This is a genomic window from bacterium, from assembly GCA_021372615.1.
GTDB lineage: Bacteria > Armatimonadota > Zipacnadia > Zipacnadales > UBA11051 > JAJFUB01.
In genome coordinates, this window is sequence record JAJFUB010000123.1 from 28,594 (window position 1) to 47,189 (window position 18,596).

The window sequence follows — 18,596 nt, forward strand, 5'->3', positions numbered from 1 at the left end:
CAGGGAGTTGTCAACGACGGTATGCGGATCGAGAAGCGTATTGCGGGCGTGCGCGCCTTCGTGCAGGCGGCGCGACGCGAGGGTAAGTCAGTGGGCCTCGTGCCGACGATGGGGGCGCTGCACGAGGGCCACGAGGCGCTCATGCGCCGCTCCTGCGGCGACAATGATGCGACCGTAGTCAGTGTGTTCGTCAACCCGACCCAGTTCGGGCCCCAGGAGGACTTCGCCGCCTACCCGCGCGACCTGGAGCAGGACCTGCGCCGGGCTCAGCGCCTGGGGGTCGAGCTGGTCTTCGCCCCGGACGTCGCGGAGATGTACCCCGAGGGTGCCTCCACGACCGTGACGGTGGCGGGGGTCAGCGAGGGCCTGTGCGGCCACTTCCGCCCGGGGCATTTCACCGGTGTCGCCACGGTCGTCGCCAAGCTGCTGAGCATCGTGCAGCCTGACCGCGCGTACTTCGGCGAGAAGGACTACCAGCAACTGCAGGTCATCCGGCGCATGGTCACCGATCTGGCCATGCCCGTGCACATCGTGCCCGTGCCCACTGTGCGTGGGGCCGACGGTCTGGCGATGAGCTCGCGCAACGCCTATCTGAGCCCGGCCGAGCGCCGGGCGGCGCCCCGCCTCTATCAGGCCCTACAGCAGGGGGCCAAGGTCGCGGTCGGGGGCGGGACGGGCGGGGCAGCGGTCGCGGCGGCGAGGGCAGTACTGGATGCAGAGCCGCTCATTAGGGTACAATACCTGGTGGCGGTGGACCCCCAGACACTGCAGGACAAGTCGGAACGGGGGCGGCCGCTGGTACTGGCCGCAGCCGTATACCTGGGCAAGACGCGACTGATTGACAACATCACCATCAACGGCGAGACGAAGTAGATGCTCAGAAACATGGCGAAGAGCAAGATCCACGGGGTGACAGTCACCCAGACCGAGCTGCAGTACGAGGGCAGCATCACGATAGATGCCGACCTCATGCGGCCGGCCGACATCCTCCCCGGCGAGCGCGTGCAGGTCGTCAACCTGGCCAACGGGGCGCGGCTGGAGACGTACGTGATCGAGGGCCCGCCCGGCTCGGGCACGATCTGCCTCAACGGCCCGGCCGCGCGGCTGGCGGCCGTCGGCGACAAGGTCCACATCATCTCCTACGCGCTCTACGAGGACGCCGAGGCGCGCGCCCTGCACATGAAGACGATCCTGGCCGACGCCGGCAACCACCTGCGGAGCGAGGCATGAGTGCGGACCTGCAGGCCATCGTGGCCCGGGCACTGGCGGAGGACATTGGCCCTGGCGACATCACCAGTGAGCTGGCGGTCCCGCCCCACGTCCGGGCGCGGGGCTGTTTCCTGGCCAAGCAGCCCGGCGTACTGTCCGGCCTCTACGTGGCCCAGGAGTGCTTCCGCCAGGTGGACCCCACGGTGGAGTTCCACGCCCTGACGTCGGAAGGCAGCGTCTTCAGCGCTGGGGACCAGCTCGCGGAAGTCGCCGGCCCGGCCCGCTCGCTGCTGACCGCCGAGCGCGTGGCCCTCAACTTCCTGCAGCGCCTGTGCGGCGTGGCCACGCTCACACGCGAGTTCGCCAACCGGGTCGCCGGCACCAAGGCCCGCATCGTGGACACCCGCAAGACGACGCCGGGACTGCGGCTGCTGGAGAAGCGGGCCGTGCGCGCCGGGGGCGGGCACAACCACCGCTTTGCGCTCTATGACGGCGTGCTGCTCAAGGACAACCACATTGCCGTGGCCGGCGGGGTCGCCCCGGCAGTAGCGGCGGCGCGGGCGGGGGCGCCCCATACGCTGAAGATCGAGGTGGAAGTCACCTCGCTGCCGCAGCTTGAGGAAGCCCTGGCCGCCGGCGCGGACGTGGCCCTGCTCGACAACATGACGCCGGCGATGATGGCCCAGGCCGTGGCCCTCGCGGGCGGCCGCCTCCTGCTGGAGGCGTCGGGTGGCATCAACCTCGACAACGTGGCCGCGGTGGCCGAGACCGGTGTAGACCTCATCTCCGTCGGGGCGCTGACGCACTCGGCCCGCGCCATTGATATCAGCCTGGAGCTGGAGCCCGAGGCGTAGGACCGCCCTCGGTCGCCCAGTTGACGCGGGCCCGGCCGCACGGGGTTCGCGACCTGCAAGTGGGGCAAGCCATGTTCCTGATCCCCTGTCTGCTCCTCGCCGCCGCTGTGGCCTGGGCCGCGCCCTCGCCGCCGCCCACCAACCTGGCCCTGAACTGCCCGTATGTCACCAACGTGCAGACCTTGCCCGGCTGGAACGGCCTGGTGGACGGGGCCAAGGACTCCGACTCCGCTCCCGGCTGCTTCGCGACCGCCAACGTCACGGGGTACCCCAAGTACACCGTCATTGACCTGCAGGGCGACTGCACCATCAGTAAGGTGGTCGTCTACAACAGCGCCAACGGCAACACGCGCACGGTCTCTCTGGCCTGCTCGGCCGACGGCCGCACCTACAAGAAGCTGCGCGATCCGGACTTCATCTTCGCGCGCAACAACGCCATGGCGCTGACGGTCAGCTTCCAGCCCCGCCCCGCGCGCTACGTCCGCGTCACCTTCGTGGACACCTGGCAGGGCGGCCTGGGCGGCAACAACTGTCTGTTCCTGCGCGAGGTGGAGGTCTACGGCACGCGCGCGGGCGCGACGCCGAAGCCGGACCCCTTCGCCCTCGCCGCCCACCAGGCGCCCCTGGTCGCAACCCGGGCGGAGGCGATCTTCAAGCGCTACTGTCTGGACGTCCCGGGTGACCTGCGCGTGACCGTCGTGGGCGACAGCTTCACTGCCGGCGCGGACCAGGATACGCACTGGGCCCGCATCGCAGCCGCCGAACTCGCCAAGCTCTTCCCGGAGAGGCGCGTCGTGCTCACCGGCGTGGGCGGCGATGAAAGCGCCCTGGCCTATGGCCTCGACTGGGCCACCGACCACCGGGGCATCCTGGCGCCCGATCTCATCATCGTGGCCTATGGCACGAACGCTGCGCTGGCCGGGGCCAGTCTCGATGAGTTCCGCAGCAAGTACCAGGCTCTGATTAGTGAGCTGTTGGAGAACACCGGCGCCCTGGTGGTGCCACTCACGCCGCTGCCGTTCCTGCCCCCGGAGACACGGAACTCCGGTGGCTACGGGGCCATCGTGGAGCAGATCGCACTGGCGGGCGGACTTCCCCTCTTGCGCACATCCGCCGTACTGGGTAAGATCCCGGGAGAGAAGTCCCTGCTCTATCTGGACAACACCCACCTGAGCCCGGCGGGGCATCGGGCCGTCGGTGAAGCTCTGTCAGACCTGCTACGCTAGCCCGCGCGGCCGCACCCCTCTGGCCGCACGGGACGCTGGTACTCGCATCAATCGCAGAAACGAGATGAGGCCTGATGCGCACCATCGGTGGCATCCTGCTGGGAATCCTCCTGTTCTTCCCTGGCGTGGAATTCCTGCGGTGGCTCATGGTCAAGGTCCTCGGCGCCTACGACGCCATGACTCTGACCGACGGCTGCCTGCTGATGATCATGATTCTGCTGTGCGTCCACCTGGTGAACTCCCGCGGGCGGACGGCGGAGCGCGCTCGGCGGTCGGGTCGTGAGGCCGACCGCTTCGAGGAGCCGCAACTGCAGTACCTCCCTGGTCACGAGCGCCCACGCACGACCCGCCGCGGCACGACACGCAGCCGGCGCACGACCACTCGCCGGAGCGGGGACGACCGGCGCTAGGGCAGGACCGACCGAAGCCAAACGGCAGGCCCACGCCGGGCCTGCCGCTTTCGTCTGGGTGAACCTGTCCGGGAAGGCATGCGGCTCTGGAGAGCCGCGCTCCAACGGCCGCGTCCGAACCCCGAGTCCTGAGTCCCGAACCCCCGACCCGCGCCTTACCTCAACCACCTATCGAGCCAGGCGAATGCCTTGTCCTGCATCTCGGCATTGAACTCGTGCGGGCCGTCGTAGGTCACAGGCTCGAACCGCCCCTTGGCGCCGGCCTTGGCGTAGACGGCCGCGATCTTGTCGTACGCTGCCTGCACACCCTCGTTGGTGAACAGCCCGTCCTGCGTGCCCTGGATGCACATCAGCGGCTGCGGCGCGTGCATGGACACGACATCGGGCAGGTCCATGAGCTGCTGCAGTCCGGGCACCACCGCCCAGAAGCCGATGGAGGTGAGCTTCTGCTGCAGCATCGCCGGGTAGCTGCACATCCACCCCACGACGACCGCCGCCTTGATGCGCGGGTCCAGCCCGCACAGATGCGCCGAGCGGAAGCCCCCGACCGACAGCCCGCAGCAGCCGATGCGGTCGGGGTCCACATCCGGCCGTGAGGCCAGGTAGTCCACGCTGCGCATGTCGTCGGTGAACATGATCCCCGCCCACGTGGTGCCACTCTCGAAGACGCCGATGGCGGTCCGGGGCAGCAACTCCCCGGCGCGCCGGTTGAAGGCAGCGACCTGTTCGGGTGTCATCTGCTCGCGGTCCTGGTACTCCGGCGGGTCGCCCGGCAGGATCATCCGCCGCTCGCCCCAGTACATCATGTCAATGGCCATGACCACATAGCCGCGCTTGACCAACTCATTGCCCACGCTACGCCCGCTGTAGCCCATCTCCTTGAACGCGGTCAGCGCGGGATGCGCGTTGGGGAGGCCGATGACCTTCTCCTTGCCCCAGACAAAGAACGCGCCGTGATCGTGTAGGAGCAGGACCGCGGGGTGCTGCTTCTGCCCGTCCTTCGGAATGAGCACATACGCGGGCACGCGGATGTCGGGGGTGGTGTTGAAGGTGATCTTCTCGCGCACATAGCCGCCGCAATCCACGCGCTCGAGGACCTCCGGCCTGGGGGCACACTTGGGCGGGTTGTAGTGCAGCAGCTCCCGCACCTTCTTCCGCGCCTGGCGCTGCCATTGCTCCACATCGGTGAAGCGCGGGCTCAGGAAGGACAGCGGGAACTGCGCGGGGACCTGCGACTGGATGAAGGGGTACAGGGTCCCGGCCTGGGCATCGGGGACGGGCGGCGTCTGGGCCATGGCCATCGCTCCTGACAGTATCGCGACGAGGCAGATCAGCGTGCGCATCACTGGATCTCCCATGTGTACTTGCGTCCGTTGGTGCTCGGGTCCGAGCCATCACTGGCGGCGAACCACAGCGTCGTCCCCCAGTGCGCGAACAGCCCCTTGCCCTCCTCGCGGATGCGCACGTGCGCCGTGTGCGCCGGGCCCAGGGGCTTGCCATCCTCGAACATCAGCAGCGTGGAGGGTGGTACGTCCTTGACGCCGTCGCCGGGGTAGAGCGGGCCGAGGTCATACTGATACAGGTGGCCGATCTCGTGCCGAATCTGCGACGGCGAGATCACCCCCTGCAGCGCCATCAGCCAGCGGGCGCCGTCCCGCTCCATGGCTCGCCAGCCGGGCACATCGTCCTGCGGCATCGGCGTCTTGGTCGCCACCAGCGCCAGGTAGTCCAGGTTCAGGCCTAGCCCGTTCTGGTTCGCCAGCCGCAGCGTGTGCTCGCCGGCCGTGAGCGCCAGCGCCACTGGCTTGCCCTTGGCCTGCAGGCACGTTACGCCCCAGTTGTCCATGAGGTCCGAGCCATAGCCCCCGGTGGTCGGGAAGGCGAAGTCGCCACGCTGCTCCCCGTCCACGCTCAGCGCCCGCGCCGAGTCCACCGGCACGGCGTAGCGAGCCAAGAGGAAGTACTGGTCCGCCACCGGCACGTTAACTTCCCACTCCAGCCAGTGCCCCTGCGTGTCCGCATGCGACAGCGACAGCCCGGACGCGTTGAGCTTGTCGTTGCGTACGTGCATCTTGCCGCCCCCCTCGGCCGCGAACTGCTCGGCCTCCACCCGCAGGATGAGGCCCCACTGCCTGAGCCCGAAGTCATACGGCGCCGGAGGCAGTTGCAGCGTCCGTCGGCTGGAGCTGACGTGGCCCTGGCTGTCCTTCACGGTCAGCGTCACCGGCAGGGGCCCGCCGTGCAGCATCGTCTGCTTGACGGTCGCGCCGGTCGCCGGCTTGTCGCCGATCCGCCAGGAGTAGGACGCGATCTTGCCCTCGGCCGCGCGCGACGTGGTCCCGTCCAGCACGACCTCGGAGCCGGTCGACGTCGCCGTAACCGTCGCGTCGAACTGCGCCAGCACCTGGTTCAGCAGGTTGATCCGCGCGTAGCTGATGCCGGCCACGCCGCTGGCCACGCCGAGCAGATCCAGTGTGGCCGACGGCGCCGACCCGCCCCGCTCGGTGGCGGTGAAGAACGAGGTCATGGGGTACTGCAGCGCCACCCGCACCGGGTCACTGTGCGTCCCGTCGGGGTAGATCTCCATCAGACGGTTCTCGGCAACAGCCTTGCCCTGGGCGTCCGCGCCGCTGGTGTAGTAGAAGACGAACAGGCGGCCATCGGGCGTGGCCTGGAAGCGCCCCCAACCGGGGATCAGCTTGCTCTCCTGCTTCTCTCCGCCGAACGCCAGCCGCGTCTTGTGCACCACCTTGCCCTGGTCAATGATCCCGTACATCAGGGCATACGTCTGCGGCTCGTCCGGGAAGAACTTGTCGCGCACGCGCGTATCCCAGACGCTCTGTTCCAGCCACAGGATGTGCGCTCGCCCCTGACCATCCAGCCACAGGTCCAGATTGCTGATGTGCCCGCAGGTCTTGTCGCAGTCGGCGACCTTCACCCATTCCGCGAAGGGCTGCCGGGTGATGTCCGGGGTCCAGCAGTAGTACAGGCGCCGGAAGTCGTAGTCCCACGCCTTCCCCTCGTGCAGCACGAGCTTGAACTCGCGCCACTCGCGGACCCACTCGATGATGTCGCTCACGCCCATGAGGTGGGCGGCGCGGTTGCGGAGGGCCATGTTCTGGTAGCAGACGCGGATCGCCTCGGGCTTCTCAAACTCCGCGCCCCACGGCATCTTGATGGTGCCGCACCTGCTCCACTTGCCCGCGCGGTCCAGGAACGCCCAGTGGCTCTGGTCATAGCCGGTGTTCTGCAAGTACAGCGCCTCGTGGCTCTTGCCGTCCACGGTGAAGCCGCGGTAGGAGTGCTCGCAAAATGGTGGGGTGCCTTCCCACTGCGGCAGCGACACCTGCGGCGGGGCTGTCAGCTTCCTGGTATCGAAGATGAGCAACTGCGGCTGGGCCGACCCGTTGTAGGCGTCCGGCTCCGTGAGCGTGGGATCGCTGGTGAGCAGCAGCCGGCCATCGTCGAACAGCCCCAGCGGGCAGGGCTCGCGCTGGCGGCCGGTGGCGTCTTTCTGCATGAGCTGCCAGCCCCTGGCCCCGCGCTGGAAGACCATCCAGCGCACGTTGTTGAGCGGCTTTTGGTCCGGGATGGTCTCGATGCCGCTGGCGAACAGGTCCTGCCCCCGGCGGGCGATACACGTCGAGCCATAGCACCACATCGGCCCGGCGCCGTTGTTGGCCGGCGGCGTGGTGTAGACTTGTTCCTCGGCCTCGACCGTGGGCAGCAGCGGGGCGGCGGCGTGGGCGTCCATGGCCCAGATCACTCCCGTCAGGCAGAGTGCGGCAGCAAGGACCTTCATGGCATCCTCCGAGCAAAACGAAACGGCGACTCCACCTTTCGATGAAGCCGCCGCTCCTCCCTCCCCTAACGCGCTGAGCGCGTTGCGGGCAAACTGCGTCGCCTCACTGGTGCGTTGCGAGCGACACGACGCCGACGATAGCCGCTACGACGACCAGGACGCCTACGAATGCGGTGGCCTTGACCATCGTACGGGCTTCTGCCGCATCCCGAAAAACCAGCCCGGGGATCGACTCCGGGCTGCGCCATCCTCGAATGAACCCGTAGATGCAGGCTGGGAGGACAAAGTACAGTACAAAGCGATAGCCCGCGGGCACGCGGTCGCCAGTGATGATGATCGGCACCGCCACCGCGCCAACGAATATCACGACGCACAGGGCCATGTACAATGCCCTGAGCCCCTTCTGGACCTGCGCCACGTACTTCACGTCCGCCGCGGCTTGCTTTGGCGACACCGCCCCTCGCCCGCCTCGCCGCGGGGCGGCGATTGCCGTCAATTCCGACGGGGCTGCCGAGGTCGTCGCCGGCGCAGTCGCCGTGGCCGCCGCCAGCTTCTCTCCGCAGTCCAGGCACTGCTTGTCGGTCTCGTAGTTCTCCGCACCACACTTCGGACACGTGACACGCTTCATGGGAAGTCTGCCTCCGACGTTCTGTGCAAGACACGGGAAGCAATGCGCGCCATTCCACGTTGCGGGCGTGGTCCGCCTTAGCTCATGTCAATCTGCACGTCGCTGGCCACCGGGCTCCACATCGTGTAGTCGGTCTTGGCCGTCTGCAGGATGGAGCCGGGGACGTACTTGTTCGGGTACACGTGCGCCGCCAGGCGGGCGATGAACCGCTGCCAGCTCATGGTCGTCCCGGGGCCACACATCCCGTCCAGCCAGAAGCTGCGGTGCTTGGCGCCCAGGATGTCGGCCGGGGCGATCGAGGCGGCCTTGGGCGGAACCCAAGACCAGTCGCCGCCGAAGCTGTGCAGGGCGTTCTGCATGATCGTCATCGGGTTCAGCTCGACGATCTGCGCCTTGGCCTGTTTGTACTCCTCAAGGTCGGCGTAGTTGTCGCCCAGGTGCGCCTCGAAGAAGGCGATGTGGCCGCACCAGCCGATGCCGCCGTAGCAGCAGTCGGCCCCGCCGGTCGCGGCGATCATGTCTGAGTAGCTGTTGATGTTGCCGGTGTTGGGGAAGTGGATGTTCTCGGCCTTGGGCCGCAGCTCCTCGCGGATCTGCCCGAAAAAGCTCCCCATCATCGAGGTCGCAAAGGAGCCTTGCCAGTCCGGTGGCGCGGTCTGGCCGTTCTCGTCGGCGTACTCATCCATGTTGAAGGTGATAAGGTGCTTGCAGTCAATGCTCAGCCGGTTGATGATGCTGGCCGCGATGGCGTACTGCGGCACGGGTCCCACCGGCAGGATCAGCACGCACTGGCGCCCTTCCTCCGCGGCCGACACGATGCGACCGACGATGTCGAGGGCGAATTCGGCATAGAACACGGCGATGCTGTCAATCAGCCGGATTTTGAAGTCGGGGTTGCTGTGCTTGCAGATGTCTTCTTTCTTGATGGCTCGTACGCGCGCACACTCTTCCTTGTCGCGGAACGAGATGAACTTGCTGAGTTCGGGTTGGAACGCCATGTCTCTTGCCTCCCTGCGGATTGCCAAGTGCTGCCAGTGCATTCGCCGCCCCTCCATCAGAACCCTTCCTGCCGCCAGCCTCGATCATCCCTGTCGGGCGGCCGAGGAGCGACGCCCGAGCAATACTGCGACGGTTGTGCGGGAGACGAAGGTGGTGTCTGCCCGGATGGCGCATTGCTTGGCTTTGCCGCCTACATCACATGCCGTGCCGTTGAGGGAGGGTTTGGGTTGACCGTTGTATTGAGGAGCCTCGCCGTACTGCTGCTGGGCGCCGTGTGCGCCATGCCCGTCAGGGCGGAGACCATCCGCCTCGCCGATGGGACACCGATCACTATTCGTCTGCTGCAAGAGCTGAAGTCGGGGCGGAACAAGCAGGGAGAGGCGGTGCGCTTGCGGGCCGCCGAGCGCATCAGCGCTCAGGGCCAGGTTCTCGTCGAGGCCGGGGCGCAGGCAAGCGGCATGGTGACGCAGTCCAAGGGCGCGAAGATGCTCGGCAAGGCCGGGAAGATTGACTTCGATGCCCGCTGGGTGGAGGCCGTGGACGGTTCGCGCATCGCCCTGCGCTCGGTCATCAACAAGAAGGGCAAGAGCTCTGAGGCCTGGGTTATCGGGGCCACGATCCTCTTCGCCTGGCCGGCCATGTTCTTCCGCGGCTCCAACATCACCGTCCCTGAGGGCTTCGAGTTCGCCGCCTACGTGGACGGCAACTTCGAGGTCAAAGCCCCGCCCCCCGGCACCGCACAGCACCCGCAGGCCGAGGGCGCGGGCCAGGCGGCTGCCCTGCCGGCCAACCTGCAGTCCCTGAATGTCTCCGACGTGACTGCCCTCAAGCTCGACGACAAGAAGAGCCTCGTCGCGTTCTACGCGGAGAACCCGAACGCTGACGTCGGGCTACAGAATGCCCTGGTGACGCTTTCGGCCGTGGACGACAACGGCAATCTGGTTGGCACCAATGCCAGCCTCAAGATGTACGAGCCCGAGAAGACCATCTACTGGCTCGGGCCGCGGCAGAGACAGCTCTTCGTGAAGCAGATCAGCGTAAGCAGCGGCTATGCGCGCGTCGTGGTGCACGTGAGTGAGTCGTGGGTGCCATGGCGCGAGGAGCCACCGAAGGTGACTGTCATCTCGACGGGCCTCAAGGGGGACAAGATCATCGGCGAGGTCCGCAACGAGTCGGCCACGACCACGAGCATCGAGGTCGCCGCAGTCGCGAAGGAGAGCGGCAAGATCGCCGCCGCGGCCTGCGGCACTGTCGAGAAGGTGCCGGCGGGCCAGAGCAAGACCTTCAGCCTGTCGGTCGCCGGGGTGGTCCCCGCGGGCGCCATGTTGGAGGCCACGGCCCTCGCAGCGAAGTAGGCTAACCGCCGACAGACACAGGGGCAGTCCCTCGCGGGGCTGCCCCTGTTGCGTTCTCTGCTGCGCCCCGGGTGCAATGGGGCACGGTCGGGCACGAGATCAACCGGGCGAACTCGGGCTCAAACGCCCGACCTCGTGCCCCCTGCTGAGTCTGCGCAATCGGGGGCAGCTTCCGCCTCGTGCCTGCCGATTTGCTTCTCGGGCGCGACCTACTCCCGGTACAGGCGCACCTCATAGACCCGGGCCGCCGCCACGCCGTTGGTGGCCGTGACAGTCAGGCGCAGCTTCGTCAGGGCCAACTCGGCGAAGTGATGCACCCGGTGCCGCTGGTAGTTCCCGGCCACCTTCGCCAGCGACTGCCACTCGCGGCCGTCGCAGCCGGTCACCTCGTAGTCCCGCACGCACTGCGGCACCAGCGCCACATCGTGGAAGGCGTTGTTGACATCCGTATCAAACGTCAGACTGACGGTGTTGGCTGACACGGGCCGGTCGAACTGCAGCTCCGCCCACTGCGGGAGGGCCTGGGCGGGGTCGGAGGCCCACAGGCCCGGGTCGCCCGCGGTGGGGCGCGTGAGGCCATCAGTCAGGTGCGCGACGGCGAAGTCGCCCGGCACCCGCAGCGGTGGCGTCGCGCATACGGCGTAGTACTGCCCGGGAACGGGTGTCCACTTCCCCGCGGCGGCATCACCATACGCCCGCAGAGACCCGCCGGGCCCCGCCTTCATCAGCCGCCAAGACAGGTCCTCCGTCTGTGGCAGCCAGCACAGCAGGAACGGAGCTTCGTTCGCCGGCGGAATGTCAAAGCGCACCCAGTGCTCGCCGGGTGGCACCTCAGCGGCGCTCGTGACGGCCTGCGGAGCGGCGCCTGGGAGGGCATCGGCCCGCGCCATCGTCGCCACGTGCAGGGACAGGCGGAAGGGTGTGGGGCGAGTGGACTTCAGGAGCAGTTCGAGGGCACGGGGGCGCTCCCCGGCCGGGAGCACCATGGCCCGGTCACAGGTCATGGCGTGCGTATCGCCCGGGCGCACGTCCTCGCGGCCGAACAGCTCGCAGTCTGCCCGGCTGGAACACGCCAGGCGCGAGGCCTGCGGCGCCATGTTGTCGGGGTCGGGTACAGCGAGGCCAGGGATGTGCTGGTCCTGGCGGATCAGCAGGCGCTGGAGTTCGGCCAGATGCTCCTGGCCTACGGCGCGCGGTGTGGTCTGGTGGCGCAGCGCCAGGGCCGCCGCCGTTCCCGCCGCCTGTCCCAGCGCGGCCAGCGTCCCCTGGACGCGGACCGACCCCAGGGCGATGTGGGTTACGCTCACATCGCGGCCCGCCATGAGCAGGTTGTCCACGTTCGCTGAGTACAGACAGCGGAAGGGGATCGTGTAGATCGGCACGTGGGCGTTGGTATCGAAGGCGCCCTCCTCCGGCGCCGAGTAGATGCCCTGGGGGTGGTGCACATCCAGCGGCCAGCCGCCGTAGGAGATGGCGTCGGGGAAGACCTTCCCGGCCTGGCAGTCGTTCTGGGTGAGAAGGTAGTCGCCGATCAGGCGCCGTGTCTCACGCTTGGCGTCGTAGATGGGCACGGACACCAGCTCGTACTGGGCGGCCTCCGCCTTTCTCTCCCAGCGGTTCTTGATGTAATCCCAGTAGCCGTAGGTGATGCGGACCAGTTCATCGCGCGCCTGCTCGGGGTTCCACAGGTCGTCCACGTCCCCGCGGTGCTCCATCCACCAGTTGCCGCCGGCCAGGTGCTGGATCTGCCGGCCGTAGCCGGCCATGCTGTCGAAGCGCGGCGCCCAGGGCGGCGGCGTGTAGGGGCTGGGCTTGCCGGTGTCCGCAGCCCGATATGACAGCGAGGTCCCCCCCATGATGCAACCGCTCATGGTGATCGTGTCGGCCGCCGCCGGGGCCAGGCTCTCACCGAACTCGCTGCGGGCCTCACGCCCGAGGCGGAACTTCGCCCCCGCGTAGTACCCCAGCCAGCCATCGCCGGTGCAGTCTATGAACATGCGTCCGGCGTACTCGCTGGTCTCCCCGGTCAGAGCATCCACCGCGCGCACCGCGGCGATGCGCCCCGGGCTGGCGAGACGCGCCGCGACGACTCGCTGGTTGAGGCAGACGGTCAGGTTGGGTTCGGCTCCCGCCAGTTCGGCGAAGGCCCGGCTCATCTGCGGGTAGCCGAAGCGGGCCTTCAGACGGCCGGCCTCCTCGATGATGCCGCCCTCGCGGGCATTCGCGTGACAACTCGCGGCGCCGTTGATGGGCACGCCGGCCTCGGTGCTGGCGTTTCCACCCAGGACGGGGCGGTCCTGGATGAGCGCTGTCTTGGCGCCGTTACGCGCCGAGGCGATGGCGGTGCAGCACCCGGCCGCACCGGCGCCGACGACGATGACGTCCCACTCCCCGCGTAGCCGCGGCGCCAGCGACAGCCCCGTGAGCCGCCCCCGCTCGAGGGTGGTGTCATCGAGCTTCTCGGGCGGACGATAGGCAAGGTCGCGCGTCAGGAGGATGGCGTCGCAGCGGCCATAGTACCCGGTCAAGTCGTGCAGCGCGATCGTGTTGGCGCCGGCCTTCAGTTCGACCTCACCGCCGTCTTCCCACAGCCACGCTCCGCTGGGCGCCCGGCCGAAGGTGTTTGTCGCGGCAGTCCCGTTGACCAGGACCGTGAACTGGCCAGGGGAGTACTCCTGCAGCCAGTTGCGGCAGCGCACCCAGAGGCGGTAGCGGCCCCCCTTGTCCAGCGTGAAGCCCGTGGTCGCGTCGGCTACAGGCCTGCCGATGCCGTTGGCGAGCAGGTATGCGGAGCCCATGAAGGCGACGAACTGCGTGTCGAGCGTCCAGCCGCCGTAGTCTGCGAAGTCCTCCGCATCCACCCACAGGAAGCCGTCCACCACCATCTTGATCTCCCGTGGCGGCTTGCGGAATGGCGCGGGCCGTTGACCGATGGTGATGGGCTGCATGGGTGTGTCCCTCTCGCGGGCGAGCGCAGCCAGGCCGGTCTCGTAGCGGCCCTGCACCTCTGCTGCCGGCAGGGCGTGGCTGAGGATGCGGACCTCATCCACGTCGCCCCGGAAGAAGTAGTTCCCCGGTCCCGAACCAACGTAGCACTGCAGCGGCGTCGCCTCGATCTGCACCGGCCCCGTCAGACTGGCGCGGGCGTCCTCGCTGCCGTTGACATACAGGCGCAACTCACCGTTGGCGCACGTACCGACGAGGTGGAGCCACTGACCAACCGGCCAGTCGGTGCGGGTGGAGGTGCAGAACTGCGGCCGCCCCGCCTGCCACACAATGAACCCCAGACGGTTGCCGGCGAAGCGCAGGGCATAGTGCCCCTCTTTGCGGATGACGGCGGGGTAACTCGGGAAGACACGATCCTGCAGGCGCACCCAGGCCTCGAGAGTGAGGCCGGGGCCGACAGCAACAGGGGCGCCGCCCAGGCAGACGGCCTGGCCCTCGCGTCCGTCGAAGGACAGCGCCTGCCCGGCCACGCCCTTGACGACGGTGGCGTAGCGCACCGTCAGGTCGTTGCCGAGGCCGGAGCGGTCAGGGATGATGTCCCCGCGGACCTGGTCAGAGTCCCAGGCGGCGACGAGGTCCGCCGCCGCCTGGGGTTGCGGCACACACAGCAGTGCCAGGGGTAGAAGCCAGCAGGCGTGAGGCATCCTCGTTGGCATCGCGGTGGCCCCGGCGTCCCAAGTGCTGCTACTTGATCTTCCCCCACGGGTCCTTCGGCAGGATCACACAGCCCGCGCCCAGCGTCTGCTTCGGCTCGCCGCTGAACTTCAGCTCGATCACCGTGCACAGCGGGTCCGGGGCATCTGCCGGTACGCCCTTGAGCAGCACCCGATCCTTGTCCTGCACGACCTTCAGCTTCTTGCCACCCATGACCTTGGCGGACTCGATCTTGCAGTGCAACCCGCCGATGGAGAAGTCACACCCCGGCCAGCGGTTCACGTGGTAGTACAGCGTATCGCCCTTCCGGGTGAAGGCGCCCAGGAAGGTCCACTCCTGCTGCATCGGGTCGGTGGCCGGGTAGATGCTCTCCCCGTACTTGTCCAGCCACTCGCCGACCTGCTTGAGGATCTTCGGCTGCGGGTTGGGGATGACGCCCTCGGGCGAGGGGCCGCAGTTGAGCAGCAGATTGCCGCCGCCGGCCGCGACTTGCCGCAGCATCCCCAGCACCTGCCGCGCGGTGCGGTACTCCGGCTCGATGGGCCCGTAGCCCCACGAGCCGTTGAAGGTCATGCAGGCCTCCCACGCCCCTTCCTGGGCCACGATGTGCTCCTCGGGGGTGCCGAAGTCGCCGGGAATCTGGTTGCGGTTGTTGATGATGATGTCCGGCTGCAGCTCGTACACCATCGCGTTCATCTTCTCGGACTCCCAGCCCGCGGCGTCCAGTGGCCAGGAGACGTCGTACCACATGATGTCAATCTTGCCGTAGTTGGTGCACAGCTCCCGGATCTGCCCGTGGATGTAGTCTATGAAGCGCCGCCGCGACTTCTCGTTGAGCTTGCACTTGGCACCATCGGGATGGTGCCAGTCCATCAGCGAGTAGTAGAACCCGACCTTGAGCCCCTCGGCGTGGCAGGCCTCGACATACTCGGCCACGAGGTCGCGCTTGGGGCCGCGCTGCTTGGCGTTGTAGTCGGTCAGCGCGCTGTCGAACAGGCAGAAGCCCTCATGGTGCTTGGTGGTCATTACCATGTAGCGCTGTCCGGCGGCCTTGGCGAGCTTGGCCCACTTGCGTGCCGGCCACGGCCCCGGCTTGAAGCTGTCGGCCAGCTTCTCATACTCCGCCAGCGGAATGCGCTCGCGGTTCATGACCCATTCGTGGCGTCCGAGCTGCGAGTACAGTCCCCAGTGGATGAACATCCCGAACCGCGCCTGACGGAACCACGCCAGACGACGCTCGCGATCCTGCTCGACAGTGAGTGGCTTCTTGGCTGGCATTCTGACCATCCTCTTCGGTCATGTTCGGCGCTTGGGTCGGGGGTTCAAACCCCCGCCTATGGGGAGCGCCCGGAGACCGCAAGCGGTCTCAGCGGGGCGTGAAGGACACGTCGTACGGTCGCACTGGGTGTGACCGTATCAGTTGCAGTCACCGCACAGGCCGCCGCGGCACCGAACTCGGGAGCCATTGCTCATGTGCGAAGCATAGACCCGCGGCGAGTGCTGGAGATCCTGATCCTCAGGATGCCCCCACCGTGGCAGGTACATGATCATCTCCTCCAGGTTCTGAAGAGCGTCGTTGGAAGCCGCGTACGGCTCCAGATCCCCGCCTCGGACAGTCAGACACGCCGCGACTCTGCCCTGCGGCCAATAGACAGCCACGATGTGGTCGGTCTCGATCGTGACTTTGTCTAGGAACACTGCCGCCTGCCGCTGCCACTTCGCCACCTCACGCCGCGTCTCGCGCCTCGTGATGATGAACACGGTGACCGGCTCGCCGCGCGGTTCAGCGGTCTCTCGGCTCAGGCACTCGCGCCAAGCGTCGCACGTCTGGTCGCCTTCCCAGGTCTCACATATCTCCTGCTTGTCCGAGTCGTAGATAAGGGCGTCCCCCCAAAGCCACATCGGAGCCTTCCCGCTGCCCCATGGGTTCTTCACAGGGTACTTCTCCAGCTTGCCGGGCCTGTAGTGTGCGGCGAGAGCGAGGCGCTGTTCGCTCGGCAGCCGCTTGGCTCCCCTCATGCTCGTGAGGGCCGCGTTGACGATGGGCCACTCCACAGCCTGCTTGTGGGCATCCGGGGCCGCGGGGGGCGTGTAGGTGACGCGAGGTGCGGTCTGCTGGACGCCGTGCCGTCGCTGCTCCGACACCACGAACCAGTTGGCAGCGAACACGAGGCCGATGAAGGCGGCGATGGCCACGCCGCATGTCTTGAGGTCTTGCACCTGACGGCCTCCTTGCGGGCTCTACACTCTCCCCCCACTCACAATCTCCTCCACGAAGTCCAGCAGCTTCCCAAAGGACGGATGCTTCGGCGGGTCGTTGTTCCATTCCCGCGCAAAGCGCGCGTGCGTGTTCCATTCGTCCTGATAGCGGGCGATCTCCTGCTTGATCGCCTCGTGATCCACCTCGTCCAGGTCGAACCGCCGTGGGCAGAGCGTGTCCTCTTTGTGCTTGACGACATCGCCCTGGTCGGTGAAGGGATAGACGCGGCAGGTCCCGGGCCGCAGGTCGTAGATCCCACAGCGCCGGTGGCCGCCGATGTCCAGCAGGAAGGAGCAGCCTCGGTCCGCGCCGTCGGGCGGGAGCAGGGCCAGGGCGATAGGCTGCTTGCGGATGAAGAAGGCGAAGGGCTTCTCCCGGGGGTCCTCGTCCACGTAGCGCGCGAGGAAGTCATGCACGGGCAGGTCGAGGGCGCGATGGATGCGGGCCACATCCACGACGTTGAGCGTCACGGCCAGGTCGGTGCAACAGGCGCCGGGGCACATCTGGCAGGGGTTCGGGTGGGTCTTGGGCATGGGTCTCCGTGATCCGCAGTGACGTGTCGCGTGTCGCACGCTTCCCGAGCCGCGTGTCGCGTGGGCGCGCGTGTCCTCACGCGCGCAACCTCCGCGGCCAACGTCGCGCGCGTGAGGACACGCGCGCCCACGCGGACCGTGGCCTACACACCGATCTGCCGCCGCGCCTCCGCCACGACCGCCTCCACTGCCCGCTTCTCCTCGTCGGTCAACGGGCACTGGTTCTCGGCCTCGGCGGCAACGCGCCTGGCCTTGGCGCGGGCGTTGTCAATCATCGTCCGCGGGTCCTGCGCCCAGGCCATCGGTACGCGGCGATCCACCAACTCCGGCAGCCACAGCTCCTCGCGGAAGTGCCGGGCCGTGTGGTCCTGGTTCAGGAAGTACGCCCCTTTCGGGGCGATCTCGCAGATGACTTCTTCGGCCAGCTTCTCCGCCCCCACGGCGATCCCCTGCAGCAGGCGCTCGAAGTAGCCCATCAGCTCGAGGTCGAGCATGAGCTGGGTTACGCTGCCGATATCCGAGAAGGCCGTCACGCCGAGAGACCCCCAGCCGCGCACCCCGCCGCAGATGCCCCACATGCACGACAGCGCCTTCTCCATGACCGCCTGCGCATCGGGGCGCTTGCTGGCCGTGCCCGGTCCGCCAAAGCCGTGAAACTCCCCGCCGAACACATACGCCCCCATCTGGCGCGCCCCCAGGGCCAGCAGGTCCATGTCCGGTCCGCTCTGGGTGTGGATGCCCACCTTCATGTCGAAGGGGCAGGGGTGGGCGATCCAGCCGATGAGCCGGTCGTCGAGCGCCAGACTGATGACATTGCACGCCAGCACCTCGGCCGTGCACTGCACCAGCGCCCCGGCCAGTGTCACCGGTGTGGCCGTCCCGGCCACGGGCATCGTCATCATGTTGAACGGCTGCCCCAACAGCTCCCGCGCCTTCAGCCCCACCTCGACGTTCTCGCGGGTGATCATGAAGGGGGTGTTGACCCAGCACTTGGCGACGAACGCCGGGGCGCGCTTTGCCTGCTCCGGCGAGCCGCTGCTGATGGCCTGCAACTCCAGGAAGTACGGCAGCAGGTCGGCGTTGTACACCGACACCGTAGTGGCGCGCTTGCTATTGAGCAGATTCGTGGCGAAGGTATGCAGGTCGCAGATCTGCGGCGGCACATCCTGGGGGATGAACGTGGGGTGGGCCCGGCCCAGGCGCGGGAAGTGGTCGCAGATCCGCGACCACTGCGCCAGGTCGGCTGTGGTTGCCGGCCGTAGCGCCTCGGTCTCCAGGTCGCAGCAGACGAGCGCCTGCCCGGAGGCAGCATAGCTCAACTCGTTGGTCGTCACTTCCGCGGGCCGGCAGGGCCCCCGTTCCTGACGACTCTGCTCGATGCGGCCAAGCACGAGATCGCGCACGGGCTCGGGAAAGCTCACGCGCTCGCCGTCTATGGTGCAGCCGAGGTCGCGCAGGGGTTGGAGGAATTCCTCCGGCGCCTGCACCCGCAGCGGCACCCGGGCCCACACCCGCAGCGCTGCCTGCCAGATCTGCTCCATCTCCGGCTCGTTCAGGACCGACATCGTGTGAGTCAGCAAATGCATGGCTTCCTCCGGCCTTCTCAGGGCGAAGGCGGACGGGGACTCGGCCGCCGGCCGTGGGGCCCGCCGCACACTTG

At 67.8% G+C, this 18,596-nt stretch carries 15 protein-coding genes; 6 read left to right on the plus strand and 9 right to left on the minus strand.

Annotated elements, in window-relative coordinates; genetic code table 11:
- The first annotated feature begins 21 nt into the window (after window positions 1-21).
- The 5 genes from panC to LLH23_18465 all read left to right on the plus strand — a co-directional run bounded on the left by panC (window position 22) and on the right by LLH23_18465 (window position 3,699).
- A complete protein-coding gene (gene panC / locus LLH23_18445; protein ID MCE5240444.1) occupies window positions 22-873 on the plus strand; it encodes a pantoate--beta-alanine ligase in 852 nt (283 codons plus the stop codon).
- Window positions 874-1,230, plus strand: a complete 357-nt coding sequence (locus tag LLH23_18450) for an aspartate 1-decarboxylase (protein ID MCE5240445.1) — start codon at window positions 874-876, stop codon at window positions 1,228-1,230.
- A complete protein-coding gene (gene nadC / locus LLH23_18455; protein MCE5240446.1) occupies window positions 1,227-2,063 on the plus strand; it encodes a carboxylating nicotinate-nucleotide diphosphorylase in 837 nt (278 codons plus the stop codon). Before LLH23_18450 ends, nadC begins: the two co-directional genes overlap by 4 nt.
- 71 nt (window positions 2,064-2,134) lie before the next feature.
- Window positions 2,135-3,289, plus strand: coding sequence for a GDSL-type esterase/lipase family protein (locus LLH23_18460; protein ID MCE5240447.1), 1,155 nt, complete (start codon window positions 2,135-2,137; stop codon window positions 3,287-3,289).
- A gap of 74 nt (window positions 3,290-3,363) precedes the next feature.
- Window positions 3,364-3,699, plus strand: a complete 336-nt coding sequence (locus tag LLH23_18465) for a hypothetical protein (protein MCE5240448.1) — start codon at window positions 3,364-3,366, stop codon at window positions 3,697-3,699.
- A gap of 155 nt (window positions 3,700-3,854) precedes the next feature.
- Here the strand turns inward: LLH23_18465 and LLH23_18470 are convergent, their stop codons facing one another.
- The 4 genes from LLH23_18470 to LLH23_18485 all read right to left on the minus strand — a co-directional run bounded on the left by LLH23_18470 (window position 3,855) and on the right by LLH23_18485 (window position 9,127).
- Window positions 3,855-5,042 (minus strand): alpha/beta hydrolase family protein, encoded by a 1,188-nt coding sequence (locus LLH23_18470; GenBank protein MCE5240449.1) that lies wholly within the window; start codon window positions 5,040-5,042, stop codon window positions 3,855-3,857.
- Complete coding sequence (locus tag LLH23_18475; GenBank protein ID MCE5240450.1) at window positions 5,042-7,501, minus strand: hypothetical protein; 2,460 nt, start codon at window positions 7,499-7,501, stop codon at window positions 5,042-5,044. Before LLH23_18475 ends, LLH23_18470 begins: the two co-directional genes overlap by 1 nt.
- Before the next feature lie 103 nt (window positions 7,502-7,604).
- A complete protein-coding gene (locus tag LLH23_18480) occupies window positions 7,605-8,129 on the minus strand; it encodes a zinc ribbon domain-containing protein (GenBank protein ID MCE5240451.1) in 525 nt (174 codons plus the stop codon).
- A 77-nt stretch (window positions 8,130-8,206) separates the two neighbouring features.
- Window positions 8,207-9,127 (minus strand): hypothetical protein, encoded by a 921-nt coding sequence (locus tag LLH23_18485; GenBank protein MCE5240452.1) that lies wholly within the window; start codon window positions 9,125-9,127, stop codon window positions 8,207-8,209.
- Between the two features lie 228 nt (window positions 9,128-9,355).
- Between LLH23_18485 and LLH23_18490 the strand changes: the two genes are divergently transcribed.
- Entirely contained in the window at window positions 9,356-10,483 is a 1,128-nt protein-coding gene (locus LLH23_18490; protein MCE5240453.1) for a hypothetical protein, read from the plus strand.
- 209 nt (window positions 10,484-10,692) lie between these two features.
- On the opposite strand, the gene LLH23_18495 is transcribed toward LLH23_18490, so the two are convergent.
- The 5 genes from LLH23_18495 to LLH23_18515 form a co-directional block, all read right to left on the minus strand.
- Window positions 10,693-14,133 (minus strand): FAD-dependent oxidoreductase, encoded by a 3,441-nt coding sequence (locus LLH23_18495; GenBank protein ID MCE5240454.1) that lies wholly within the window; start codon window positions 14,131-14,133, stop codon window positions 10,693-10,695.
- A 40-nt stretch (window positions 14,134-14,173) separates the two neighbouring features.
- Window positions 14,174-15,421, minus strand: coding sequence for an alpha-L-fucosidase (locus LLH23_18500; GenBank protein MCE5240455.1), 1,248 nt, complete (start codon window positions 15,419-15,421; stop codon window positions 14,174-14,176).
- A gap of 138 nt (window positions 15,422-15,559) precedes the next feature.
- The gene (locus LLH23_18505; protein ID MCE5240456.1) at window positions 15,560-16,363 is read right to left on the minus strand and encodes a hypothetical protein; all 804 of its coding nucleotides are present in this window, start codon (window positions 16,361-16,363) and stop codon (window positions 15,560-15,562) included.
- A gap of 21 nt (window positions 16,364-16,384) precedes the next feature.
- Entirely contained in the window at window positions 16,385-16,936 is a 552-nt protein-coding gene (locus tag LLH23_18510; protein ID MCE5240457.1) for a YkgJ family cysteine cluster protein, read from the minus strand.
- Between the two features lie 143 nt (window positions 16,937-17,079).
- Entirely contained in the window at window positions 17,080-18,522 is a 1,443-nt protein-coding gene (locus LLH23_18515; protein ID MCE5240458.1) for a trimethylamine methyltransferase family protein, read from the minus strand.
- Between the last annotated feature and the right edge of the window lie 74 nt (window positions 18,523-18,596).

What these genes read in the sequence shown, in the direction of transcription:
- LLH23_18460 (MCE5240447.1), top strand. Translation starts at nt 2,135, where the DNA reads ATGTTCCTGATCCCCTGTCTGCTCCTCGCCGCCGCTGTGGCCTGGGCC.
- LLH23_18480 (MCE5240451.1), bottom strand. Translation starts at nt 8,129, where the DNA reads ATGAAGCGTGTCACGTGTCCGAAGTGTGGTGCGGAGAACTACGAGACC.
- LLH23_18500 (MCE5240455.1), bottom strand. Translation starts at nt 15,421, where the DNA reads ATGCCAGCCAAGAAGCCACTCACTGTCGAGCAGGATCGCGAGCGTCGT.
- LLH23_18495 (MCE5240454.1), bottom strand. Translation starts at nt 14,133, where the DNA reads ATGCCTCACGCCTGCTGGCTTCTACCCCTGGCACTGCTGTGTGTGCCG.
- LLH23_18515 (MCE5240458.1), bottom strand. Translation starts at nt 18,522, where the DNA reads ATGCATTTGCTGACTCACACGATGTCGGTCCTGAACGAGCCGGAGATG.
- LLH23_18485 (MCE5240452.1), bottom strand. Translation starts at nt 9,127, where the DNA reads ATGGCGTTCCAACCCGAACTCAGCAAGTTCATCTCGTTCCGCGACAAG.
- LLH23_18470 (MCE5240449.1), bottom strand. Translation starts at nt 5,042, where the DNA reads ATGCGCACGCTGATCTGCCTCGTCGCGATACTGTCAGGAGCGATGGCC.
- LLH23_18475 (MCE5240450.1), bottom strand. Translation starts at nt 7,501, where the DNA reads ATGAAGGTCCTTGCTGCCGCACTCTGCCTGACGGGAGTGATCTGGGCC.
- LLH23_18450 (MCE5240445.1), top strand. Translation starts at nt 874, where the DNA reads ATGCTCAGAAACATGGCGAAGAGCAAGATCCACGGGGTGACAGTCACC.
- nadC (MCE5240446.1), top strand. Translation starts at nt 1,227, where the DNA reads ATGAGTGCGGACCTGCAGGCCATCGTGGCCCGGGCACTGGCGGAGGAC.
- panC (MCE5240444.1), top strand. Translation starts at nt 22, where the DNA reads ATGCGGATCGAGAAGCGTATTGCGGGCGTGCGCGCCTTCGTGCAGGCG.
- LLH23_18510 (MCE5240457.1), bottom strand. Translation starts at nt 16,936, where the DNA reads ATGCCCAAGACCCACCCGAACCCCTGCCAGATGTGCCCCGGCGCCTGT.
- LLH23_18465 (MCE5240448.1), top strand. Translation starts at nt 3,364, where the DNA reads ATGCGCACCATCGGTGGCATCCTGCTGGGAATCCTCCTGTTCTTCCCT.